Genomic DNA, 17,908 nt, shown 5'->3' with positions numbered 1-17,908 from the left:
CATGACCGAGTGCAGGCACCTTTCAGACAAAGCCTAGGGGCGCAGCTCGCCCTCTTCCTCTACATCCCAGTAACGGATGCGCTCGGCATGCACCTTGATGAGGATCATGCCGGGCGTGTCGGTGCCTTGGGGAAACCAGCGGTCCAGACTCTTGGTCCAGTGCGCCTCGAATTGCGCCTTGTCGCGGATAAGCTCGGCGTGCCCTTCGATGCCGATGAAGATACCGGGCTTGCCGAGCAGGCTCTTGCCTTCGCTGAAGCTCAGTCCCACCGCCGGATCCTGCTCGATGTCCCGGATCTTGGCCGAGTCCTCGTAGGCATAGAACCAGGAGTCCCCGTCGTATTCGACGTCGCCGTTGTTGCTCATCGGCCGGCTGGTCAGGCGCCCGGTGCCGGTGGTCAGCATGCAGAAATCCAGATCGCGCATCGCTTTGGAAAGGTCGTGCAGGGTCTTGTCGGCCATGGGGGTCGCTCCGGTTGGGCGGGCAGGCAGTGCCCGTCTCCATTCAGACCGGGGGCGGCGGCCGCTTGGTTCCGGCGCAGCGGCGTCGCCCGGGCTTTTCGGACGGACAGCCCTAGTGGGAAGCGACATAGACCGCCGTCGCAGGCGGTGCCGGCAGCGCATAGGTGGCCTTCATCCAGTCGATCTCCGCCAGAGGGGTCCGGCCGAACAGCCGCTTGAATTCGCGGCTGAACTGGGAGGCGCTCTCGTAGCCTACGGCAAAGGCCGCGTTCGCCGCCGGGAGGGCGTCGCGCAGCATCAACAGCCGCGCCTGGTGCAGACGGGTCGACTTCAGATACTGCATGGGCGTGGTGCCGGTAATGTCGCGGAAGTGCCGGTGGAAGCTGGGCTGACTCATGCGCGCTTCCTGCGCCAGCGCGGCGACGTCCAGCCGCTCGGCATAGCGGGCGTGCAGGGTGCGCAACGACCGGGCGATACGGCCGAAACGCCCCTGGCGATCCAGGGCCGCGCGCAACGAGCCGCCCTGGGCGCCGGTGAGGATCCGATAGTAGAGCTCACGCAGCAGCGCCGGCCCCAGCAGCCGGGCATCGGTCGGCACGCTCAGGACCTCCAGAAAGCGCAGCGTCGAGGCGCGCAGCGGCTCATCGATCGGCGAGGCATAGAGCCCGCGGGGCGCCTCCAGCGCCGGCCCGAGTTCGCTGTCTAGCTGCAGCACCAGGTCGCCGAGCAGCCGAAAATCCAGGCGTAGATAGATGGCCAGCAGCGGTGCCTCCGGACTGGCATCGGTCTCCATGGTGAAGGGCACGGGCACGGAGACCACCAGGTAGTGCTGGGCATCGTACTGATAGACGCGGTCACCGAAGTAGCCGCGCTTGCCGCCCTGGCAGACGATGACGACCCCGGGATCATAGAGCACGGGTACGCCGGTCAGCGGGCGATCCGAGCGCAGGAAGCGCACATCCTCCAGAGGGCTGAGGTTGTAGCCTTCCTGCGGCGCCAGCCTGCCCAGCAGCGCCACCAGACGTCTGGCAAGGGGATCGCTCGGATTCATGGGGCCTCCGCTTCAGCCATCGGTGGAAAGGGTCAGGGCTTCCCAGCGGTCGATTTCCCGGCTGGCCGTGGCCAGGCGTTCGCGAACCAGGTGCAAGGCATCACTCCCCAGCAGCAAGTGCGTTGGCGGCGCCGGCAGGGCGATGAGCTGCAGCAGCGCCTGGGCCGCCTTGCGTGGATCGCCCAGCTGCTTGCCGCTCTTGGCCTCCCGCGCCGCCCGGATCGGCGTGAACTGCTCGTCGTAGTCGGCGATGCCGCGTGCGCTGCGACGCATCGAGCGACCCGCCCAGTCGGTACGAAAGGAGCCGGGTGCCACGGCGGTGACCCAGACGCCGAAGGGTGCCAACTCCTGGCCCAGGGCCGCCGAGATACCTTCGAGGGCGAACTTGCTGCCGCAATAGTAGGAGATACCCGGCAGGGTAATGGTGCCACCCATCGAGGTGATGTTGATGATATGACCGCGGCGCCGTTCGCGAAAGGACGGCAGGAAGGCCTTGGTCATGGCGACCGCCGCGAAGACATTGACCTCGAATTGCTGGCGCAGCTCTTCCAGCGGCGATTCTTCGAGAATGCCCTCATGGCCGTAGCCGGCGTTGTTCACCAGGACATCCACCGGACCGTGGGCTGCCTGAACCTCGGCCACCACTGTCGCCAGGCGCGCATGGTCCGTGACATCCAGCAGCACGCCATGGGCCCGGTCCGACAAGGCCGCGAAGGCCTCCAGATCGGCTTCCCGGCGCAGCGTGCCGATGACACGGTGGCCGGCCGCCAGGGCTTCCCGCGCCAGGGCATTGCCCAGGCCGCTGCTCACGCCGGTGATGAAAAGGGTCTTGTGCTCGTTCATGGTCCACTCCCATCGTTGGAAGCGGCCATGCTAGCGCCGGTGTCTGGCGCCCCCACTGCCGGATCGTCTGGGTGTCTTGCCTAATCCTCTCGGCATCGACGCCCCGTGCTCAGGTCCCCCGCGGCTTGGCTCGGGCCGTGGGTTCGGCGATCAGGGGATCGTCCGGCCAGTAGTGCTTGGGATAGCGGCCCTTGAGATCCTTCTTCACCTCGGCGTAGGTATTGGCCCAGAAGCTGGCCAGGTCCTGGGTGACCTGCACCGGTCGCCGCGCGGGCGAGAGCAGGTGCAGCTTGACCGCCAGACGGCCACCGGCGAGGCGCGGGGTGTCGGCCAGGCCGAACAGCTCCTGCAGCCGCACCGCCAGCACCGGCGGCTGCTCGCTGTAGTCCAGGCGGATCGTGGAACCCGACGGCACTGCCAGACCTCGCGGGGCCAGCTCGTCGAGCTGACGAGGCAGCGGCCAGGGCAGCAGGCCCTGGAGCATGGCGGCCAGGTCCAGGGTGGCGAAGTGGGCCAGGCGGCTGACGCGATCCAGATAGGGCAGCAGCCAGACTTCCAGGCTGGCCAGCAGGGCGGCGTCGCTCACGTCCGGCCAGTCGCTCGTCGGCTGCTGCTGCAGATCCAGTTGGCGCAGCAGCGCCACCCGCGCCTGCCACTGGCGCAGCTCCGGCGTCCAGGGCAGCAGCTCCAGCCCCTTGCGCCGCACCAGTCCGAGCAGGGCCCGGCTGCGGGCGGCAGTGTCCAGATTCTTCAAGGGTTCGCGACTCAGCACCAGCTGGCCGATCCGCCGCTGGCGTTCGGCGCGCAACACCCCTTCGCGCTCGTCCCAGTCCAGTTCGTCGTGGCCTGCCACCTGCTCGGCCAGCGGCCCCTCGAACAGCGCCGGATCCAGTTCGGCAGCCAGGTAGATACGCTCTTCGCGCTGGCCCTGGCGACTGCCCAGATCGGCCACCACCAGCCAGGGCGATTTCATCAGTCCATCCGGTTCGCCAAAGCTGGCGGCCCGGCCATTGGCCAGGCGATAGTCCTGGCCGCCGGCCTTGCGCTGCTGGGCGATGCGATCCGGATAGGCGCAGGCCAGCAGCGCACCGGTCCAGCGCGGGTGCTCGGGATCGGCCACCGGCCGCCCGGCCGGGCCACGCAACAGGCCGCGATACTGGCGGACCAGCTGCCGAATCCGCGCCACGCCGCCGCGCGGACCTCGGCCTTCACCGGCCAGGAGCAGCAGGCGGGTGTGCAGATCGGCGCCCTGCCCCGGGGCCAGGTCGCGCTCGCCCAAGAGCGCGGCGACCTCGCAGGCACGCTCGGCCAGGCCCCAGGCCTGCCCCCGCAACAACAGGTGCGCCAGCCGCGGATGAGCCGGCAGGCCGCTCATGGCCTGGCCGTGAGGGGTGAGCACGCCCTGGTCGTCCAGGGCGCCCAGGCGCACCAGCAGATCGCGGGCCTGGGCCAGGGCGGCGGCGGGTGGCGGATCGAGCCAGGCCAGCTCCTCGGCGTTCATGCCCCAGCGCGCCAGTTGCAGCGCCAGTCCGGCCAGATCGGCCTGGAGGATCTCGGCACTGTCATAGGCCGGCAACTGCTGATGCCCTTCCTCCGACCAGAGTCGATAGCAGACGCCCGGCTCCAGGCGGCCGGCGCGGCCCTGGCGCTGGGTCGCCGAGGCGCGGGAAATGCGCCGGGTGGTCAGGCGGGTCATGCCACTGCCGGGATCGAAGGCCGGCACTCGCGCCAGGCCCGCGTCCACCACCACCCGCACCCCTTCGATGGTCAGACTGGTCTCGGCGATGTTGGTGGCCAGCACCACCTTGCGGCTACCTGGCGGCGCCGGCTCGATGGCCGCACGCTGGGCGGCCAGTTCCAGCTCGCCATGCAGCGGACAGAGCAATACCCCGGCGGGCAGCTGCTCCGCCAGGCGCTCGGCGGTGCGGCGGATCTCCGCCTGGCCGGGCAGGAACACCAGCAGGCTGCCGGCTTCCTCGTCCAGCGCCTGGAGCACCGTGGCGGCCACCCGCGCTTCCAGGCGCTCGTCCTGGCCGAGCGGCCGGCTCCAGCGGGTCGTCACCGGAAACATCCGTCCTTCGCTGCGCACCGCCGGCGCGCCGCCGAGCAGCGCGGCGAGGCGTTCGCCTTCCAGGGTGGCCGACATCACCAGCAGCTTGAGCGGGGTATCGCGCAGCAGTTCGCGACCGCTCAGGGTCAGCGCCAGGGCCAGGTCGGCGTCCAGGCTGCGTTCGTGGAATTCGTCGAAGATCACCAGGCCGACGCCGTCCAGCGCCGGATCGTCCTGCAGGCGGCGGGTTAGGATGCCCTCGGTGACCACCTCGATACGGGTGCGCGGCCCGACCCGGCTCTCCAGGCGGATGCGATAGCCCACGGTCTCGCCGACGCCTTCGCCCAGCTCCGCGGCCAGGCGCTCGGCGGCAGCGCGCGCCGCCAGCCGGCGCGGCTCCAGCAGCAGGATGCGCTGGCCGGCCAGCCAGGGCTCCTGCAACAGCGCCAGGGGCACCCGGGTGGTCTTGCCGGCCCCGGGTGGCGCTTCCAGCACGCAGTCGTCGCGGTGGGCAAGGGCCTGGCGCAGCTCGGGCAGGACAACATCGATGGGCAAGGGCGTCATTGGGCACGGCCGGTGGTCTCAACGGGGCGGGCAGTATAAAGCGTCTCGCCCGCCGTGATTCCGGCCGCTATAGTGGCGGCCTCATCCAACCGGAGGTTGTCTATGTCGATGCGTACCCGCGCGGTGTGTGGCGTCCTCGCCGCCGCCCTGTTCACCCAGCTGACCGCTTGCGGCTCGCTGTTCTATCCCGAGCGTCGCGGCCAGATCACCGGCAGTGGCCGGATCGATCCGGGCATCGTCGCCCTCGATGCCATCGGCCTGCTGTTCTACATCATTCCCGGCCTGATCGCCTTCGGCGTGGACTTCGCCACCGGCGCCATCTACCTGCCCGACAACAAGCGCGCCGAGGTCGATCCCGGCGAACTGAACAAGGCGTTCAATCCGGACGGCAGCGTCGATCGCGCGCGCCTCAAGGCCATCATCCAGCAGGCCACCGGCCACAGCCTGCCGCTGGACGATCCGCGCCTGCTGCAGCGCAGCGGCAGCAACGAGCAGCTCGCCAGCCTGGGGCTCGCCCCGCGCGCCTGATGAGCGACCCGCACCGCACCGAGCGGCTGCTGCGTCGCGCCACCGCCGCCTCGGTGGCGGTGGCGACGACGCTGATCCTGGCCAAGGCCGTGGCCTGGTGGTTCAGCGGCTCGGTCAGTCTGCTCGCCGGTCTGACCGATTCGCTGCTCGACGGCTTGGCCTCGGTGTTCAACATGCTGGCGGTGCACTACGCCCTCAAGCCGGCGGACGACGACCACCGCTATGGCCATGGCAAGGCCGAATCCCTCGCCGGCATCGCCCAGGCGGTGTTCATCGGCGTCAGCGCCGTGCTCATCGCCTGGCAGGCGATCGGACGCCTGCAGCAACCCGAGCCCCTGGGCGCCCATGCCCTGGGTATCGCCGTCACCCTGTTTTCCCTGGCCCTGACCGCCGTGCTGGTGGCCTACCAGCAGCACGTCATCCGCCTCACCGACTCCACGGTGGTCCGCGCCGACGCCCTGCACTACCGCTCCGATCTGCTGCTCAACGTCGGCATCCTGGTCGCCCTGGCGCTGACCGGCTTCGGCTGGTACTGGCTGGATCCGCTGTTCGGTCTGGCCATCGCCCTCTACATCCTCTGGAGCGCCTACGGCATCGCCCGCGACTCCTTTGGCGTGCTGATGGATCAGGAACTGCCCGCCGACATCAGCGAGCACATGCTGCAGCTGGCCTGCCAGGTGCCGGGCGTGGAAGGTGCACACGACCTGCGCACCCGCCTCTCCGGCAATCACTGGTTCGTGCAACTGCACCTGGAGCTGCCGGGCGAGATGAGCCTGTCCCGCGCCCATGTGCTGTGCGACGAGGTGGAAGCCGCCATCCGCGCCGAATATCCCCAGGCGGAGGTCCTGGTCCACGCCGATCCGCTGGACGCACCCGACGTTCCGCACCGACATCCGCTGCCGCCCGCCACCTGAGCGGAACCCGGCGCCGCTGCGCTCTCTCGAATCTGCTGAGCCTGATTCAAGAGAGCGCCCAGACGGCGCCGGAGTCCACCATGAAAGCCATGTATCCGGTCGCGCGCCTCGCCGACCTGCGCGAAGACCGTGGCACCGCGGTCAAGATCGAAGACACCGAGATCCTGCTGCTGCGCGTCGGCGACGAGGCCCGCGCCTTCCAGGCCAAATGCCCCCACGCCGGCGCACCCCTGGCCGACGGCGCGGTCTGCCAGGGGCGCCTGGTCTGTCCGTGGCACAAGGCGAGCTTTGCCGTCGAGGATGGCAGCCTGTGCGAACCGCCGGCGCTGGACGCCCTGCAGCGCTATCCGGTGGAGGTGCGCGATGGCGAGGTGCTGGTCGGCCGCGAACCCCTGCCCGCACAGGCGGCGGAATCCCAGCCCGACGACCGCCTGTTCGTCATCGTCGGCGCCGGCGCCGCAGGTACCGCCGCGGCCGCCGCCCTGCGCGAATTCGGCTATGGCGGACGCCTGCTGCTGATCGGTCGCGAACCGGGCGAGCCCTACGACCGGACGGCCCTGTCCAAATTCGTCCTCCAGGGCGACAAGGCCCCCGACGAAGCCCCGCCGCTGCGCGAGCCCGAGTTCTTCCGCCAGCAGCGCATCGAACGGTTGCATGCCGAGGTGACCCGCCTGGATCCCCAGACCCGTCAGCTGGAACTCGCCAACGGCCAGACCCTTAGCTACGACGGCTGCGTGCTCGCCACAGGGGGCGAACCCAGGCCGCTAGACGTTCCCGGCGCCCAGCTCGAGGGCATCCACCTGCTGCGGACCCGCGCCGACGCGGCCGCGATCCTCGCCGAGCTGCCCGCCGAGGGCCGCGCGGTGATCGTCGGTGCCAGCTTCATCGGCCTGGAAGCCGCGTCCGCCCTGCGCAAGCAAGGCCTGGCAGTGGACGTGGTCTCCCCCGCCTCCCTGCCCTTCGTCAAGCAGATGGGCGAGACCCTCGGCCAGCACTTCAAGACCCTGCACGAGGCCAATGGCGTGACCTTCCACGCCCCCAGCGAGGTAGTGGGCTTCACCGGCGACGCTCACGTCCGCCAGGTCAGCCTCAAGGACGGCAGCCAATTGCCCGCCGACCTGGTGCTGGTGGGTACCGGCATCACGCCGGCCACCACTTTCCTCACCGATCTGCCCCTGGCGGATGACGGCAGCGTTCCGGTGGACGCCGAGCTCCGGGCCGCCGAGGACCTCTACGCTGTCGGCGATCTGACCACCTTTCCCTTCGCCGGTCAGCCGACCCGCATCGAGCACTGGCGCCTGGCCCAGCAACACGGCCGTCTGGCGGCACGCAATCTGCTGGGCCACGCCGAACGCTACACGGACGTGCCCTTCTTCTGGACCCTGCATCACGGCAAGCGTTACGAATACCTGGGCCATCCCCGCCACTGGGACGGCATGCATCTGGACGGCAGCCTCGGCGAACAGACCTTTGTCGCCCTGCTGCTGGCCGAGGATCGGGTGGTGGGTGTGGTGGCCTGCCAACGGGAACGCGCCACCGCCATCCTGGCCCAGCGTATGCGCCAGCCGCTGGGACGCGCCGAGGCCCTGGACATCGTCCAGGCCAATTGAGGAGTCGCCATGGCCAATCCCTATCGCGTCGGCCTGATCGCCGATACCCATGGTCTGCTCCGGCCCGAGGCGCTGGAGGCCCTCGCCGGCAGCGACTTCATCCTGCACGCCGGTGACATCGGCAAACCCGAGATCCTCGATGCCCTGCGCGAGCTGGCACCGCTGGCTGTGGTCCGGGGCAACAATGACGACGTGCCCTGGGCCGACGACATCCCCGAGCGCGTCACCCTGACCCTGGACGGCATCGACATCCATATGCTGCACATCCTGCCCGAGCTCGACCTGGCCGCCGCCGGTGCCCAGGTAAGGGTGGTGGTCAGCGGGCACTCGCACAAGCCGCTGATCGAAGAGCGCGATGGCGTACTCTACATAAACCCCGGCAGCGCTGGCCCACGGCGCTTTCGGCTGCCGATCAGCGTCGGCCGCCTGACCCTGGACGCCGGCCAGATCCAGGCCGAGATCCTGGAACTCACCCCCTGAAGGAATCCCGATGAGCATCGATTACCACTTCTACGAACCCAGCCAGGGCCACGGCCTGCCCCACGATCCCTTCAACGCCATCATCGCGCCGCGTCCCATCGGCTGGATCTCCTCCCAGAGCGAAACCGGCGTCCTGAACCTCGCGCCCTACAGCTTCTTCAATGCCTTCAACTACAAGCCGCCGCTGATCGGCTTTTCCAGCCAAGGCTACAAGGACAGCGTGGCCAACATCGAGCGTACCGGCGAATTCGTCTGGAACCTGGCCACCCGCGAACTGGCCGAGGAAATGAACACCAGCAGCGCCATGGTTGGCCCCGAGGTGGACGAATTCGCCCTGGCTGGTCTGGAGCCTGCCGCTTCGACGGTGGTCAAGGTGCCGCGTGTCGCCCGTGCCCAGGTGGCCTTCGAGTGCCGGCTGAGCCAGATCGTCCGCCTCAAGACCGCCGCCGGGGACGAACTGGACCAGTGGCTGGTGCTGGGCGAGGTGGTGGCCGCCCACATCGACAAGCGCCTGCTCAAGGACGGCATCTACCAGACCGCGGCCGCTCGCCCCATCGTCCGCGGCGGTGGCCCGGCCGACTATTTCGAGATCACCGAGGCCGCGCTGTTCCGCATGCGCCGCCCGGACTGAGCGGTCGGCCCTGCAATGCAAAACGGCGCCCTCGGGCGCCGTTGTCGTTGTCGCGACCCCTAGCCCGCTGCACTGACGCGGAAATTCAGGCGCGGGAAATGCACCTGGATCGCCCCCAGATGCTCGTCGTGACGGCGGATCACCAGAGCCTCGCTATCGGCATGCACCAGTTCACCCACCACCGGATCCACCCCATAGTCGGTTGCCGCCACACTCACCCGGTCACCCCAGGCGAAGCCTTCCACGGCGAGGGCCTGGTCGCGCGGCAAGGCCAGGGGCTCCGCCGCCCTGGCGATCTCCAGCGCCTCGGCGGCGCCGAGTTCCTCATGGGTACCATGACCGAACCCCAGCACCCGGGCGAACCAGGCGGCGATCTCGGGGCGCTCGTCGATGAGGGGCGCCAGTTGCGGCGTGCTCTTGAGAAACCAGAAGTTGTGCGCCAGGGCGATGTCGGCCACCGAGGGCGCGCCGAACAGGAATTCGCCGGCGCTGCGCTGGAGCTGGGTCTCCAGGCGGGTCAGCAGGGTCGGCAACTGTTGCCGGGCCTGCTCGGGACTCAGCCGGCTCAGGCTGCCACCGCTGAACAGCGCCTTGCGGTCGTCCAGGAACGCCTGGGCCTGCTCCGGCGGCAGGCTGGCCAGGCGCGGACCCATGATCTCCGGCTGGAACATCAGCGCCACGGCATGCTGGAACAGCACCGAGTCCGCCCAGGCGGCAAAGGTGGCCACCACCGCTTCCTGGCCTTCCGGAAACAGCGCCGGCACGGCCTTTTCCGCCTCCAGGCGACGGGCGATCAGTGCCGTGTCGCAATAGACATCTGCCCCCACCTGCAATACCGGCGTCTTGCGATAGCCACCCGTGAGCGCCACCAGCTCGGGCTTGGGCAGCATCCGCGGAATGATCACCGAACGCCAGGCCAGCCCCTTGAAGCCCAGCAGCAGGCGCGCCTTCTCGGCGAAGGGCGATTGCCAGTAGTGATGCAGAATCAGCTCGGACATGACAGCTCTCCTGAGGGGGCCGCGGACGCCAGGCCGGCGCGGGCCAGCACCAGGGATTCCTTGGCTTTTTTGGGCAGCTTCTTGATCTGGATTTCGCGACGCAGGGCGGTCGACTTGTCGCCACAAGCTTCCACATAGACCAGCGCCTGGGCCGGGCTGGAGGCGAAGAAGCGGGCACCGCGGCCACTGCGGTGCTGGGCGAAACGGCGCTCGGGATCATCGCTGATGCCGCAATAGAGCGCCTGATTCTCGGCACGCACCAGGTAGACATACCAGGTGCGCGCGGGTGGCAGGGGGATGTCGCTCACCGTCAGGCGAACCACTCCCGGGCGGTACGCCAGACGCACACGCCGACGAAGTAGATGCCGCTGGCGAACCAGAGGACCATCAGCCACAGCGGCTTGTCGGGATGCACGAATACCATCATGGCGCTGCTGAGCAGCCAGATGGAGGTCACGGTGATGTTCACCGCCATCAGCTGGCGCACGCGGAAGGGATGCAGGAACTTGACCCGGGTCAGGGTCAGGGCGGCCAGCACCAGCACCACCGCCATGCTGAACCAGGGCGCCAGGTCCAGTACGTAGAAATACAGCGCCACCACGTTCCAGGCCGCGGGAAAGCCGACGAAATAGTTGTCGGCGCTCTTCATGTTCACATTGCAGAAACAGAACAGCGACGACAATAGGATGATGCCCACCGCCACCAGTTCGAAATGCGGCGGCAAGGGCACGAAGCGATAGATGAAGATGGCCGGAATGAACACATAGGTCAGGTAGTCGACCACCAGGTCCAGCGCCGAGCCGTCGAAATGGGGCAGTACCCGCTTGACTTCGAACTTGCGCGCCAGGGTGCCGTCCAGACCGTCGACGAGCAGAGCGATGCCCAGCCACATCAGGCAACCCTTGGGTTGACCGTCGACCAGAGCGAGCAGCGCCAGAAGCGCGAGGATCACACCACTGGAGGTCACCGCATGGGCGCCCCAGGCCTTGGCTTTTGTCAGCATGAGCGGATGGGAAATGGAGTTCACGGGCGTCTCTCTATGATGACGGCTTCGACTGCCCAGCGCACCGCCCGTTCTGGCGATACGCTACGAAATCGACAATGAAGCCGGTGAACGGCAAGGCGGACCTTGACCGCCGACCCCGGAAACCGGGCGCCAAACGTCGAGGATACCGCGCCTTGCGGCCCTTTGCCCGCCTTCCCGCCGAACGCCCGTGACTGGGTTCGCAGGACGACCGGGGCGGACAGGTCTCCGCCCCGGCCGCGCTTAGTGCAGGATCTGCCCGAGGAACAGGCGGGTACGCTCGTTCTGCGGGTTGTCGAAGAACTGGTCCGGGGCGGCCTGTTCGACGATTTCGCCCTTGTCCATGAAGATCACCCGGTTGGCCACGGTGCGGGCGAAGCCCATCTCGTGGGTCACGCAGAGCATGGTCATGCCGTCCTGGGCCAGACCGATCATGGTGTCCAGCACCTCCTTCACCATCTCAGGGTCGAGCGCCGAGGTCGGCTCATCGAACAGCATGATGCGCGGCTGCATGCACAGCGCCCGGGCGATGGCCACGCGCTGCTGCTGGCCGCCGGACAGCTGGCCCGGAAACTTGTTGGCCTGCTCGGGAATGCGCACCCGCTGCAGGTAGTGCATGGCGATTTCTTCGGCCTGCTTCTTCGGCATCTTGCGCACCCACATGGGGGCCAGGGTGCAGTTCTGCAGCACGGTCAGGTGCGGGAAGAGGTTGAAGTGCTGGAACACCATGCCCACTTCGCTGCGAATGGTCTCGATCTGCTTGAGATCGTTGGTCAGCTCGGTGCCATCGACGATGATCTGGCCCTTCTGGTGTTCTTCCAGCCGGTTGATGCAACGGATGGTGGTGGACTTGCCCGAGCCGGACGGCCCGCACAGCACGATGCGCTCGCCCTGGGTCACGGTCAGGTTGATGTCCTTGAGCACGTGGAACTGGCCGTACCACTTGTTCACGTCCTTGAGCTGGATCATGACCTTGCTGCTGTCGACCTGCTGCTTGTTGCTTACGTTCATCTGATGACTCCTAACGCTTGTGGCCGGTGTTCAGCTTGCGCTCCAGGCGAGCGGAATAGCTGGACATGGCGAAACAGAAAACCCAGTAGATCAGCGCGGCGAACACATAGCCCTCGGTGGACATGCCCAGCCAGGCCGGATCCGAGGTGGCGCGCTTGATGCTGTTGAGCAGGTCGAACAGGCCGATGATGATCACCAGGCTCGAATCCTTGAACAGCGCGATGAAGGTGTTGACGATGCCCGGGATCACCAGCTTGAGCGCCTGCGGCAGGATCACCAGGCCCATGGTTCGCCAGTAGCCCAGGCCCATGGCGGCAGCGGCCTCGTACTGGCCCTTGGGAATGGCCTGCATGCCACCGCGGACCACTTCGGCGATGTAGGCCGCCTCGAAGATGATCACCATGACGATGGCGCGCAGCAGCTTGTCGAGGTTCATGCCCTCGGGCAGGAACAGCGGCAGCATCACCGACGACAGGAAGAGCACCGTGATTAGCGGGATGCCCCGCCAGAACTCGATCATGGTCACCGAGATGACCTTGATCGCCGGCAGCTTCGAGCGGCGGCCGAGGGCCAGCAGGATGCCCAGCGGCAGCGCGCCGACGATGCCCACCGCCGCGATGACGATGGTCAGCATCAGGCCGCCCCACTCGCTGGTGGGGACCACTCGCAGGCCCAGACCACCGTACAGCAGCCAGAAGGCCACCAGCGGGTAGATCACCAGCAGGGACAGGCCGTAGCGAGCCTTGTGCTTGAAGCTGTCGAGGAACAGCGGAATAGCGCCGACCACGGCCAGCACCACGGTCAGGTCGAACCGCCAGCGCTGGTCTTCCGGGTAGAAGCCGTACATGAACTGGCCGATGCGTTCCTTGATGAACACCCAGCAGGCACCGCCCGGCGCGCAATCGGACCGGGTCGTGCCACTCCAGGTGGCATTGAGGAAGGCCCAGTTCACCACCGGCGGCACGATCAGCCAGACCAGGTAGAGGCCGAGCAGGGTCAGCAGGGTATTGCCGACGCTGGAAAACAGGTTGCCACGAATCCAGGCCAGGGCACCGACGCTGGAGGGTGGCGGCGGCAGGTCCGGTTTGAAGGTATGGGTCTGGTTACTCATACGCGCTCCTTAACGCTCGATCAGCGCGATGCGCTTGTTGTACCAGTTCATCAGGATGCTGATGCTGATGCTGATGGCCAGGTACACGCTCATGGTGATGGCCATGGTCTCGATGGCCTGGCCGGTCTGGTTCAGCGTGGTGCCGGCGAACAGCGCCACCATCTCCGGATAGCCCACCGCGGCGCCCAGGGAGGAGTTCTTCATCAGGTTCAGGTACTGGTTGGTCAGCGGGGGAATGATCACCCGCAGCGCCTGGGGAATGATCACCAGCCGCAGGGTCAACCCGGGACGCAGGCCCAGGGAGCTGGCTGCCTCGGTTTGACCATGGCTGACCGCCTGGATACCGCCCCGTACCGTCTCGCCGATGAAGGCCGCGGTATAGACCGATAGGGCCAGCGCCAGGGAGACCAGTTCCGGAATGATCACCCAGCCACCGCGCAGGTTGAAGCCTTGCAGCTCCGGCAGCTCCCAGTGGAACGGCTTGCCGAACACCAGGGTCGCCAGCAGCGGAATGCCGATCAGCAGCGCCAGGATCGTCCACAGCACCGGGAAACGTTCACCGGTGGCGTGCCGACGCTTGCGGGCCCAACGGAACACCACGACGCTCGCCACGACGGCGATCAGAAAGGCGATCAGGCCCGGAATGAAGCCCGCATCGGCGCTCGGGGCCGGCATGTACAGGCCGCGGTTGTTGACGAAGAAGGCGTCACCCAGGCTCAGACTCTGGCGCGGGCCAGGCAGCGGCGCGAGGACGGCGAAGTAGACGAAGAAGATCAGCAGCAACGGCGGAATGTTGCGGAAGATCTCGATATAGACCGTGGCGACCTTGCGCAGCAGCCAGTTGTTGGACAACCGCGCCACGCCCACGGTGAAGCCGATGATTGTCGCCAGCACGATGCCGATCACCGAGACCAGCAGGGTGTTGAGCAGACCGACCAGGAATACCCGGCCGTAGGTGTCACCCTCGGTATAGGGAACGAGGTGCTGGGGAATGCCGAAGCCGGCGGAGTTGTTGAGGAAGCCGAAGCCCGAGGTGATCCCCCGGTGAGACAGGTTGGTCTGGGTGTTGTTGAACAGGAACCAGCCGAAGGCCACGACGGCGACTACGGCGACGACCTGGAACAGCCACGAACGCACCTGAGGGTCGGTCAGTAGCGACCCACGGACTGGTGGCGAGGTTTTGCTAACGTTTTGCATCTACTGGAAGCCTCATTAAATCCTCGCCCCGCAGCGCGAACAGCGCTGCAGGGCGAGAATCTGCACATCCGGAAGGTGTCGGCGACTAGGGCGCCGAGATCAACGGACCGGCGGGGAGTACTGCAGGCCGCCTGCGTTCCACAGGGCGTTGAGACCACGCTTGATCTTCAGATCGGAACCCATGCCGACGTTACGTTCGAAGACTTCGCCGTAGTTGCCGACCTGCTTGACGATGTTCAGCGCCCAGTCCTTCGGCAGCTTCAGGTCCTTGCCGAATTCGCCATCGGTACCCAACAGGCGACGCACGTCAGGATTCTTGGAATCCTTAGCCTGGGCTTCCACGTTGGCGGAGGTCAGGCCCATTTCCTCGGCGCTGACCATGGCGAACTGAGCCCACTTGACGATGGTGAACCAGTCTTCGTCGCCACGACGGACGGCGGGAGCCAGGGGCTCCTTGGAGATGACCTCGGGCAATACGACGTAGTCGTCGGGCTTGGCCAGCTTGATGCGCTGGGCGTACAGCTGCGACTGGTCGGAGGTCAGCACGTCGCAACGACCGGCTTCCATGGATTTGGCGCTTTCGTCGGAGGTGCTGTAGGTGATGGGGGTGAACTTCATGCCGCTCGAGCGGAAGTAGTCAGCCAGGTTCAGCTCGGTGGTGGTACCGGCCTGGATGCACACGGTGGCACCGTCCAGTTCCTTGGCGCTCTTCACACCCAGCTTCTTGTTCACCAGGAAGCCCTGGCCATCGTAGTAGGTCACGGCGGTAAACATCAGGCCCATGCCGCCATCGCGGGAGCTGGTCCAGGTAGTGTTGCGCGACAGGACGTCGATCTCGCCGGACTGCAGCGCGGTGAAGCGCTCCTTGGCGGTGAGGGGGGTGAAACGCACCTTGGAGGCATCGCCGAACACGGCGGCGGCGACGGCGCGGCAGACGTCCACGTCGATACCCTTGTATTCACCCTTGGAGTCGGTGAAGGAGAAACCCGGCAGGCCATCGCTGACGCCGCATTGCACGAAACCCTTGTTCTTCACTGCATCCAGAGTAGCGCCCGCATGAGCCATGCCGGACAGGCCCAGAGCAGCGGCGGTGGTCAGAATTGCCAGGGTAGACTTCACCATCTTCATCGATAAGCTCCACTTTGTTTATGAATTACGTTTCCAGTCGCACGGCAGCACGATGTCTCTCGCCTGATTGCCGTGTAACTCGCCCACCCGATCCCTGGGCGTCCTCTATCAAGGGATGGAGGAGACGCGCTGGAAGGCGTGACGAAGCAGTGAGTCAGTGTTACCTGTTAGTGCACTACCTGGCCGCAGCCTAGATGAGGCAATTTGCGGACCAGTGAATGCGACAGCTGCTCACTTCGCTCAAACCCGGCAATCGCGTGACTTCGAGCAAAAAGCCGAACAACAGAATTACGAAAATGCGACACGCATTTTGTGCACCATCTGTTACCACACCCATTTTTAGTGGCACCAAACTGGAGCAAAGCCTTGGAAAATTCGCCTCTTGTGCTGGAATCGCCCAGCGGAACCGCCGATAGCTGCGTCATTTGGTTGCATGGCCTGGGTGCAACCCAGCATGACTTCGAACCCGTTGCCGAATTGTTGCAGCGCAGCCTGACGTCGACCCGATTCGTCCTGCCCCAGGCGCCCACCCAGGCGGTCACCATCAATGGCGGCTGGGCCATGCCGTCCTGGTACGACATCCTGGCCATGAATCCGGCCCGGGCCATCGACCGCGCCCAGCTGGACGCCTCGGCCGCCACGGTACGGGCACTGATCGAGACCCAGCAGGCCCAGGGCATTGCGGCCGAACGCATCGTGCTGGCCGGCTTTTCCCAGGGCGGCGCCGTGGTCCTGCACACCGCCTACAACACCGCCTGCCCGACACTGGGCGGCGTCATGGCGCTGTCGACCTATGCGCCCAGCTTCGAGGACGCCCAGGTCAATCGGGGCGGGGCCACCCCGGTGCTGTGCCTGCACGGCGAGCAGGACGACGTGGTACCCCTGGCCCTGGGGCGGGCCGCCTACGAGGCGCTGGTGGCCGCGGGCGTGGAAGCGCTCTGGCACAGCTACCCCATGCGCCACGAGGTCATCCCCGCGGAGATCCAGGACATCCAGGGCTGGCTGCTGGCACGTCTCGGCGGAAAATAAGGGGCGAATTGCCGGACCGCTTCGTTTTTGGAAACCGGTCGACAATTTGCAGAATCTGGACGCGAAGGGAGGCCTGGAAAGGGCAAAGCGAACGAACTTTGAGGTACCCATCCGGTCCAGTGTGGGTGCCTGAAGGTCGTGATGTGCATGGAGCAGCTATGGCCCGAGTTTTCCTTTCAGTCCCCGGGGTGATCCTTTGATGGCTGCCCCCTTGTCGGTCTGGTTGGCCGAAGTCCCGGTCGATTCCCTGAAGGACCTGCGCCTGTTCAAGGGCGTGGAGACCCATCTGCTGGAAGCCCTGATCGCCCGCTCGGCCACGCGCAGCCTGGTCGCTGGCGAGTGCCTGCTCTCGCCCGCCATGCTGAACCAGTACATGTATCTGATCCTGGAAGGTCGCCTGCGGGTCCACCTGGGCTCGCCGGACAATCCGCCCATCTATCTGCTGGGTCCGGGCGAATGCTCGGGCGAGATCAGCTTCATGGACAGCGAGCGACCCAGCGCCCACGTCATCGCCGAGGCCGACACCCAGGTGCTCTGCCTGCACCGCGATCTGGTGCTGGAACTGATCGAGCGCTCCTCCAAGGCCATGCACAACCTGCTCGGCATCCTCTGCGAGCGGATGCGCCGTGGCAACCAGCTCATCGTCGATACCGAACGCAATGCCAATGTCGACACCCTGACCGGCCTCTTCAATCGTCGGCGGCTCGAACAGCTGTTCGAGCGCGAGAGCACCCGTTGCGCCTTCAATCGGCAGCCCTTGAGCCTGCTGATGCTGGATGTGGATCACTTCAAGCGCTACAACGACACCCATGGGCACCTGGCGGGCGACTACGCCCTGTGCCTGGTGGCCAACACCCTGCGCGACCAGCTGAGACCCAAGGACAGCATGGCGCGCTATGGCGGCGAGGAGTTCGTCATCCTGCTGCCGGAGATCGACCGCGACGAAGCCATCGCCATCGCCGAGCGCCTGCGCCAGAGTCTGGCGGAGATCAAGGACTTCTATTCGCCCTGCGGCAAGCTGCCGGGGGTGACCGTGTCCATCGGCCTGGCCCAGATGCGCAAGGCCGACTCCCTGGACGAACTGGTAGGGCGTGCGGACAAGTCGCTCTACCAGGCCAAGGATGCCGGGCGCAATCGGATCAGCGGCTGAGCGGATTGCGCTTGCGTTCGGCAGGTAGTTGTTGCCGGGCACGTAGGTTGCTTTACACTGCGGTCTCATTCCGCTTTCGATGATCGAGACCCTCCGTGCTCAAGGCACTCAAAAAATTTCTGGGCAA

General features: G+C 66.6%; 18 protein-coding genes. 7 read left to right on the top strand and 11 right to left on the bottom strand.

Annotated elements, in window-relative coordinates:
- Window positions 1-33 precede the first annotated feature (33 nt).
- From DBY63_RS18475 to hrpB, 4 genes are all read right to left on the bottom strand, one after another.
- Complete coding sequence (locus DBY63_RS18475; RefSeq protein ID WP_108582529.1) at window positions 34-462, bottom strand: pyridoxamine 5'-phosphate oxidase family protein; 429 nt, start codon at window positions 460-462, stop codon at window positions 34-36.
- 112 nt (window positions 463-574) lie between these two features.
- Window positions 575-1,513, bottom strand: coding sequence for an AraC family transcriptional regulator (locus tag DBY63_RS18470; RefSeq protein ID WP_108582528.1), 939 nt, complete (start codon window positions 1,511-1,513; stop codon window positions 575-577).
- Between the two features lie 12 nt (window positions 1,514-1,525).
- Window positions 1,526-2,356: an oxidoreductase gene (locus tag DBY63_RS18465; RefSeq protein WP_027603003.1), complete on the bottom strand. Its 831-nt coding sequence runs from the start codon at window positions 2,354-2,356 to the stop codon at window positions 1,526-1,528.
- Between the two features lie 109 nt (window positions 2,357-2,465).
- The gene (gene hrpB / locus DBY63_RS18460; protein ID WP_108582527.1) at window positions 2,466-4,970 is read right to left on the bottom strand and encodes an ATP-dependent helicase HrpB; all 2,505 of its coding nucleotides are present in this window, start codon (window positions 4,968-4,970) and stop codon (window positions 2,466-2,468) included.
- A 102-nt stretch (window positions 4,971-5,072) separates the two neighbouring features.
- Between hrpB and DBY63_RS18455 the strand changes: the two genes are divergently transcribed.
- The 5 genes from DBY63_RS18455 (at window position 5,073) to DBY63_RS18435 (ending at window position 9,133) form a co-directional block, all read left to right on the top strand.
- A complete protein-coding gene (locus tag DBY63_RS18455) occupies window positions 5,073-5,498 on the top strand; it encodes a polyribonucleotide nucleotidyltransferase (RefSeq protein WP_108582526.1) in 426 nt (141 codons plus the stop codon).
- The gene (locus DBY63_RS18450; protein ID WP_108582525.1) at window positions 5,498-6,412 is read left to right on the top strand and encodes a cation diffusion facilitator family transporter; all 915 of its coding nucleotides are present in this window, start codon (window positions 5,498-5,500) and stop codon (window positions 6,410-6,412) included. Before DBY63_RS18455 ends, DBY63_RS18450 begins: the two co-directional genes overlap by 1 nt.
- Window positions 6,413-6,492: 80 nt before the next feature.
- Window positions 6,493-8,022, top strand: a complete 1,530-nt coding sequence (locus DBY63_RS18445; protein WP_108582524.1) for an apoptosis inducing factor family protein — start codon at window positions 6,493-6,495, stop codon at window positions 8,020-8,022.
- A gap of 9 nt (window positions 8,023-8,031) precedes the next feature.
- Window positions 8,032-8,502 (top strand): metallophosphoesterase family protein, encoded by a 471-nt coding sequence (locus tag DBY63_RS18440; protein ID WP_027598499.1) that lies wholly within the window; start codon window positions 8,032-8,034, stop codon window positions 8,500-8,502.
- Window positions 8,503-8,512: 10 nt separating this feature from the next.
- Window positions 8,513-9,133, top strand: coding sequence for a flavin reductase family protein (locus DBY63_RS18435; RefSeq protein WP_042136787.1), 621 nt, complete (start codon window positions 8,513-8,515; stop codon window positions 9,131-9,133).
- A 59-nt stretch (window positions 9,134-9,192) separates the two neighbouring features.
- Here DBY63_RS18435 and DBY63_RS18430 read toward each other — a convergent pair whose 3' ends face one another.
- From DBY63_RS18430 to DBY63_RS18400, 7 genes are all read right to left on the bottom strand, one after another.
- Entirely contained in the window at window positions 9,193-10,131 is a 939-nt protein-coding gene (locus tag DBY63_RS18430; RefSeq protein ID WP_108582523.1) for a glutathione S-transferase family protein, read from the bottom strand.
- The gene (locus DBY63_RS18425; RefSeq protein ID WP_256594448.1) at window positions 10,119-10,439 is read right to left on the bottom strand and encodes a GIY-YIG nuclease family protein; all 321 of its coding nucleotides are present in this window, start codon (window positions 10,437-10,439) and stop codon (window positions 10,119-10,121) included. Before DBY63_RS18425 ends, DBY63_RS18430 begins: the two co-directional genes overlap by 13 nt.
- A 2-nt stretch (window positions 10,440-10,441) precedes the next feature.
- Complete coding sequence (pcsA, locus tag DBY63_RS18420) at window positions 10,442-11,134, bottom strand: phosphatidylcholine synthase (RefSeq protein WP_085982652.1); 693 nt, start codon at window positions 11,132-11,134, stop codon at window positions 10,442-10,444.
- 264 nt (window positions 11,135-11,398) lie between these two features.
- Window positions 11,399-12,166: an amino acid ABC transporter ATP-binding protein gene (locus tag DBY63_RS18415; RefSeq protein WP_027598495.1), complete on the bottom strand. Its 768-nt coding sequence runs from the start codon at window positions 12,164-12,166 to the stop codon at window positions 11,399-11,401.
- A 10-nt stretch (window positions 12,167-12,176) separates the two neighbouring features.
- Window positions 12,177-13,277: an amino acid ABC transporter permease gene (locus DBY63_RS18410; protein WP_027602996.1), complete on the bottom strand. Its 1,101-nt coding sequence runs from the start codon at window positions 13,275-13,277 to the stop codon at window positions 12,177-12,179.
- A gap of 9 nt (window positions 13,278-13,286) precedes the next feature.
- Window positions 13,287-14,474, bottom strand: a complete 1,188-nt coding sequence (locus DBY63_RS18405) for an amino acid ABC transporter permease (RefSeq protein ID WP_027598493.1) — start codon at window positions 14,472-14,474, stop codon at window positions 13,287-13,289.
- Window positions 14,475-14,573: 99 nt separating this feature from the next.
- A complete protein-coding gene (locus tag DBY63_RS18400) occupies window positions 14,574-15,602 on the bottom strand; it encodes an amino acid ABC transporter substrate-binding protein (protein WP_027602995.1) in 1,029 nt (342 codons plus the stop codon).
- 384 nt (window positions 15,603-15,986) lie between these two features.
- Between DBY63_RS18400 and DBY63_RS18395 the strand changes: the two genes are divergently transcribed.
- Together DBY63_RS18395 and DBY63_RS18390 are read left to right on the top strand one after the other, a co-directional pair.
- Entirely contained in the window at window positions 15,987-16,631 is a 645-nt protein-coding gene (locus tag DBY63_RS18395) for an alpha/beta fold hydrolase (protein WP_027598491.1), read from the top strand.
- Between the two features lie 199 nt (window positions 16,632-16,830).
- Window positions 16,831-17,781 carry a GGDEF domain-containing protein gene (locus tag DBY63_RS18390; protein WP_037007679.1) on the top strand — a complete coding sequence of 317 codons (951 nt, stop codon included), beginning with the start codon at window positions 16,831-16,833 and terminating at the stop codon, window positions 17,779-17,781.
- Window positions 17,782-17,908: the final 127 nt, after the last annotated feature.

The sequence above is a fragment of the Pseudomonas sp. RIT411 genome, from assembly GCF_003057735.2.
Classification (GTDB): domain Bacteria; phylum Pseudomonadota; class Gammaproteobacteria; order Pseudomonadales; family Pseudomonadaceae; genus Chryseomonas; species Chryseomonas oryzihabitans.
This window is presented reverse-complemented; position numbering and strand designations above follow the sequence as displayed.

What these genes read in the sequence shown, in the direction of transcription:
- DBY63_RS18430 (WP_108582523.1), bottom strand. Translation starts at nt 10,131, where the DNA reads ATGTCCGAGCTGATTCTGCATCACTACTGGCAATCGCCCTTCGCCGAG.
- DBY63_RS18435 (WP_042136787.1), top strand. Translation starts at nt 8,513, where the DNA reads ATGAGCATCGATTACCACTTCTACGAACCCAGCCAGGGCCACGGCCTG.
- DBY63_RS18445 (WP_108582524.1), top strand. Translation starts at nt 6,493, where the DNA reads ATGAAAGCCATGTATCCGGTCGCGCGCCTCGCCGACCTGCGCGAAGAC.
- DBY63_RS18415 (WP_027598495.1), bottom strand. Translation starts at nt 12,166, where the DNA reads ATGAACGTAAGCAACAAGCAGCAGGTCGACAGCAGCAAGGTCATGATC.
- pcsA (WP_085982652.1), bottom strand. Translation starts at nt 11,134, where the DNA reads ATGCTGACAAAAGCCAAGGCCTGGGGCGCCCATGCGGTGACCTCCAGT.
- DBY63_RS18390 (WP_037007679.1), top strand. Translation starts at nt 16,831, where the DNA reads ATGGCTGCCCCCTTGTCGGTCTGGTTGGCCGAAGTCCCGGTCGATTCC.
- DBY63_RS18455 (WP_108582526.1), top strand. Translation starts at nt 5,073, where the DNA reads ATGTCGATGCGTACCCGCGCGGTGTGTGGCGTCCTCGCCGCCGCCCTG.
- DBY63_RS18475 (WP_108582529.1), bottom strand. Translation starts at nt 462, where the DNA reads ATGGCCGACAAGACCCTGCACGACCTTTCCAAAGCGATGCGCGATCTG.
- DBY63_RS18470 (WP_108582528.1), bottom strand. Translation starts at nt 1,513, where the DNA reads ATGAATCCGAGCGATCCCCTTGCCAGACGTCTGGTGGCGCTGCTGGGC.
- DBY63_RS18405 (WP_027598493.1), bottom strand. Translation starts at nt 14,474, where the DNA reads ATGCAAAACGTTAGCAAAACCTCGCCACCAGTCCGTGGGTCGCTACTG.
- DBY63_RS18410 (WP_027602996.1), bottom strand. Translation starts at nt 13,277, where the DNA reads ATGAGTAACCAGACCCATACCTTCAAACCGGACCTGCCGCCGCCACCC.
- DBY63_RS18450 (WP_108582525.1), top strand. Translation starts at nt 5,498, where the DNA reads ATGAGCGACCCGCACCGCACCGAGCGGCTGCTGCGTCGCGCCACCGCC.
- DBY63_RS18400 (WP_027602995.1), bottom strand. Translation starts at nt 15,602, where the DNA reads ATGAAGATGGTGAAGTCTACCCTGGCAATTCTGACCACCGCCGCTGCT.
- DBY63_RS18465 (WP_027603003.1), bottom strand. Translation starts at nt 2,356, where the DNA reads ATGAACGAGCACAAGACCCTTTTCATCACCGGCGTGAGCAGCGGCCTG.
- hrpB (WP_108582527.1), bottom strand. Translation starts at nt 4,970, where the DNA reads ATGACGCCCTTGCCCATCGATGTTGTCCTGCCCGAGCTGCGCCAGGCC.
- DBY63_RS18440 (WP_027598499.1), top strand. Translation starts at nt 8,032, where the DNA reads ATGGCCAATCCCTATCGCGTCGGCCTGATCGCCGATACCCATGGTCTG.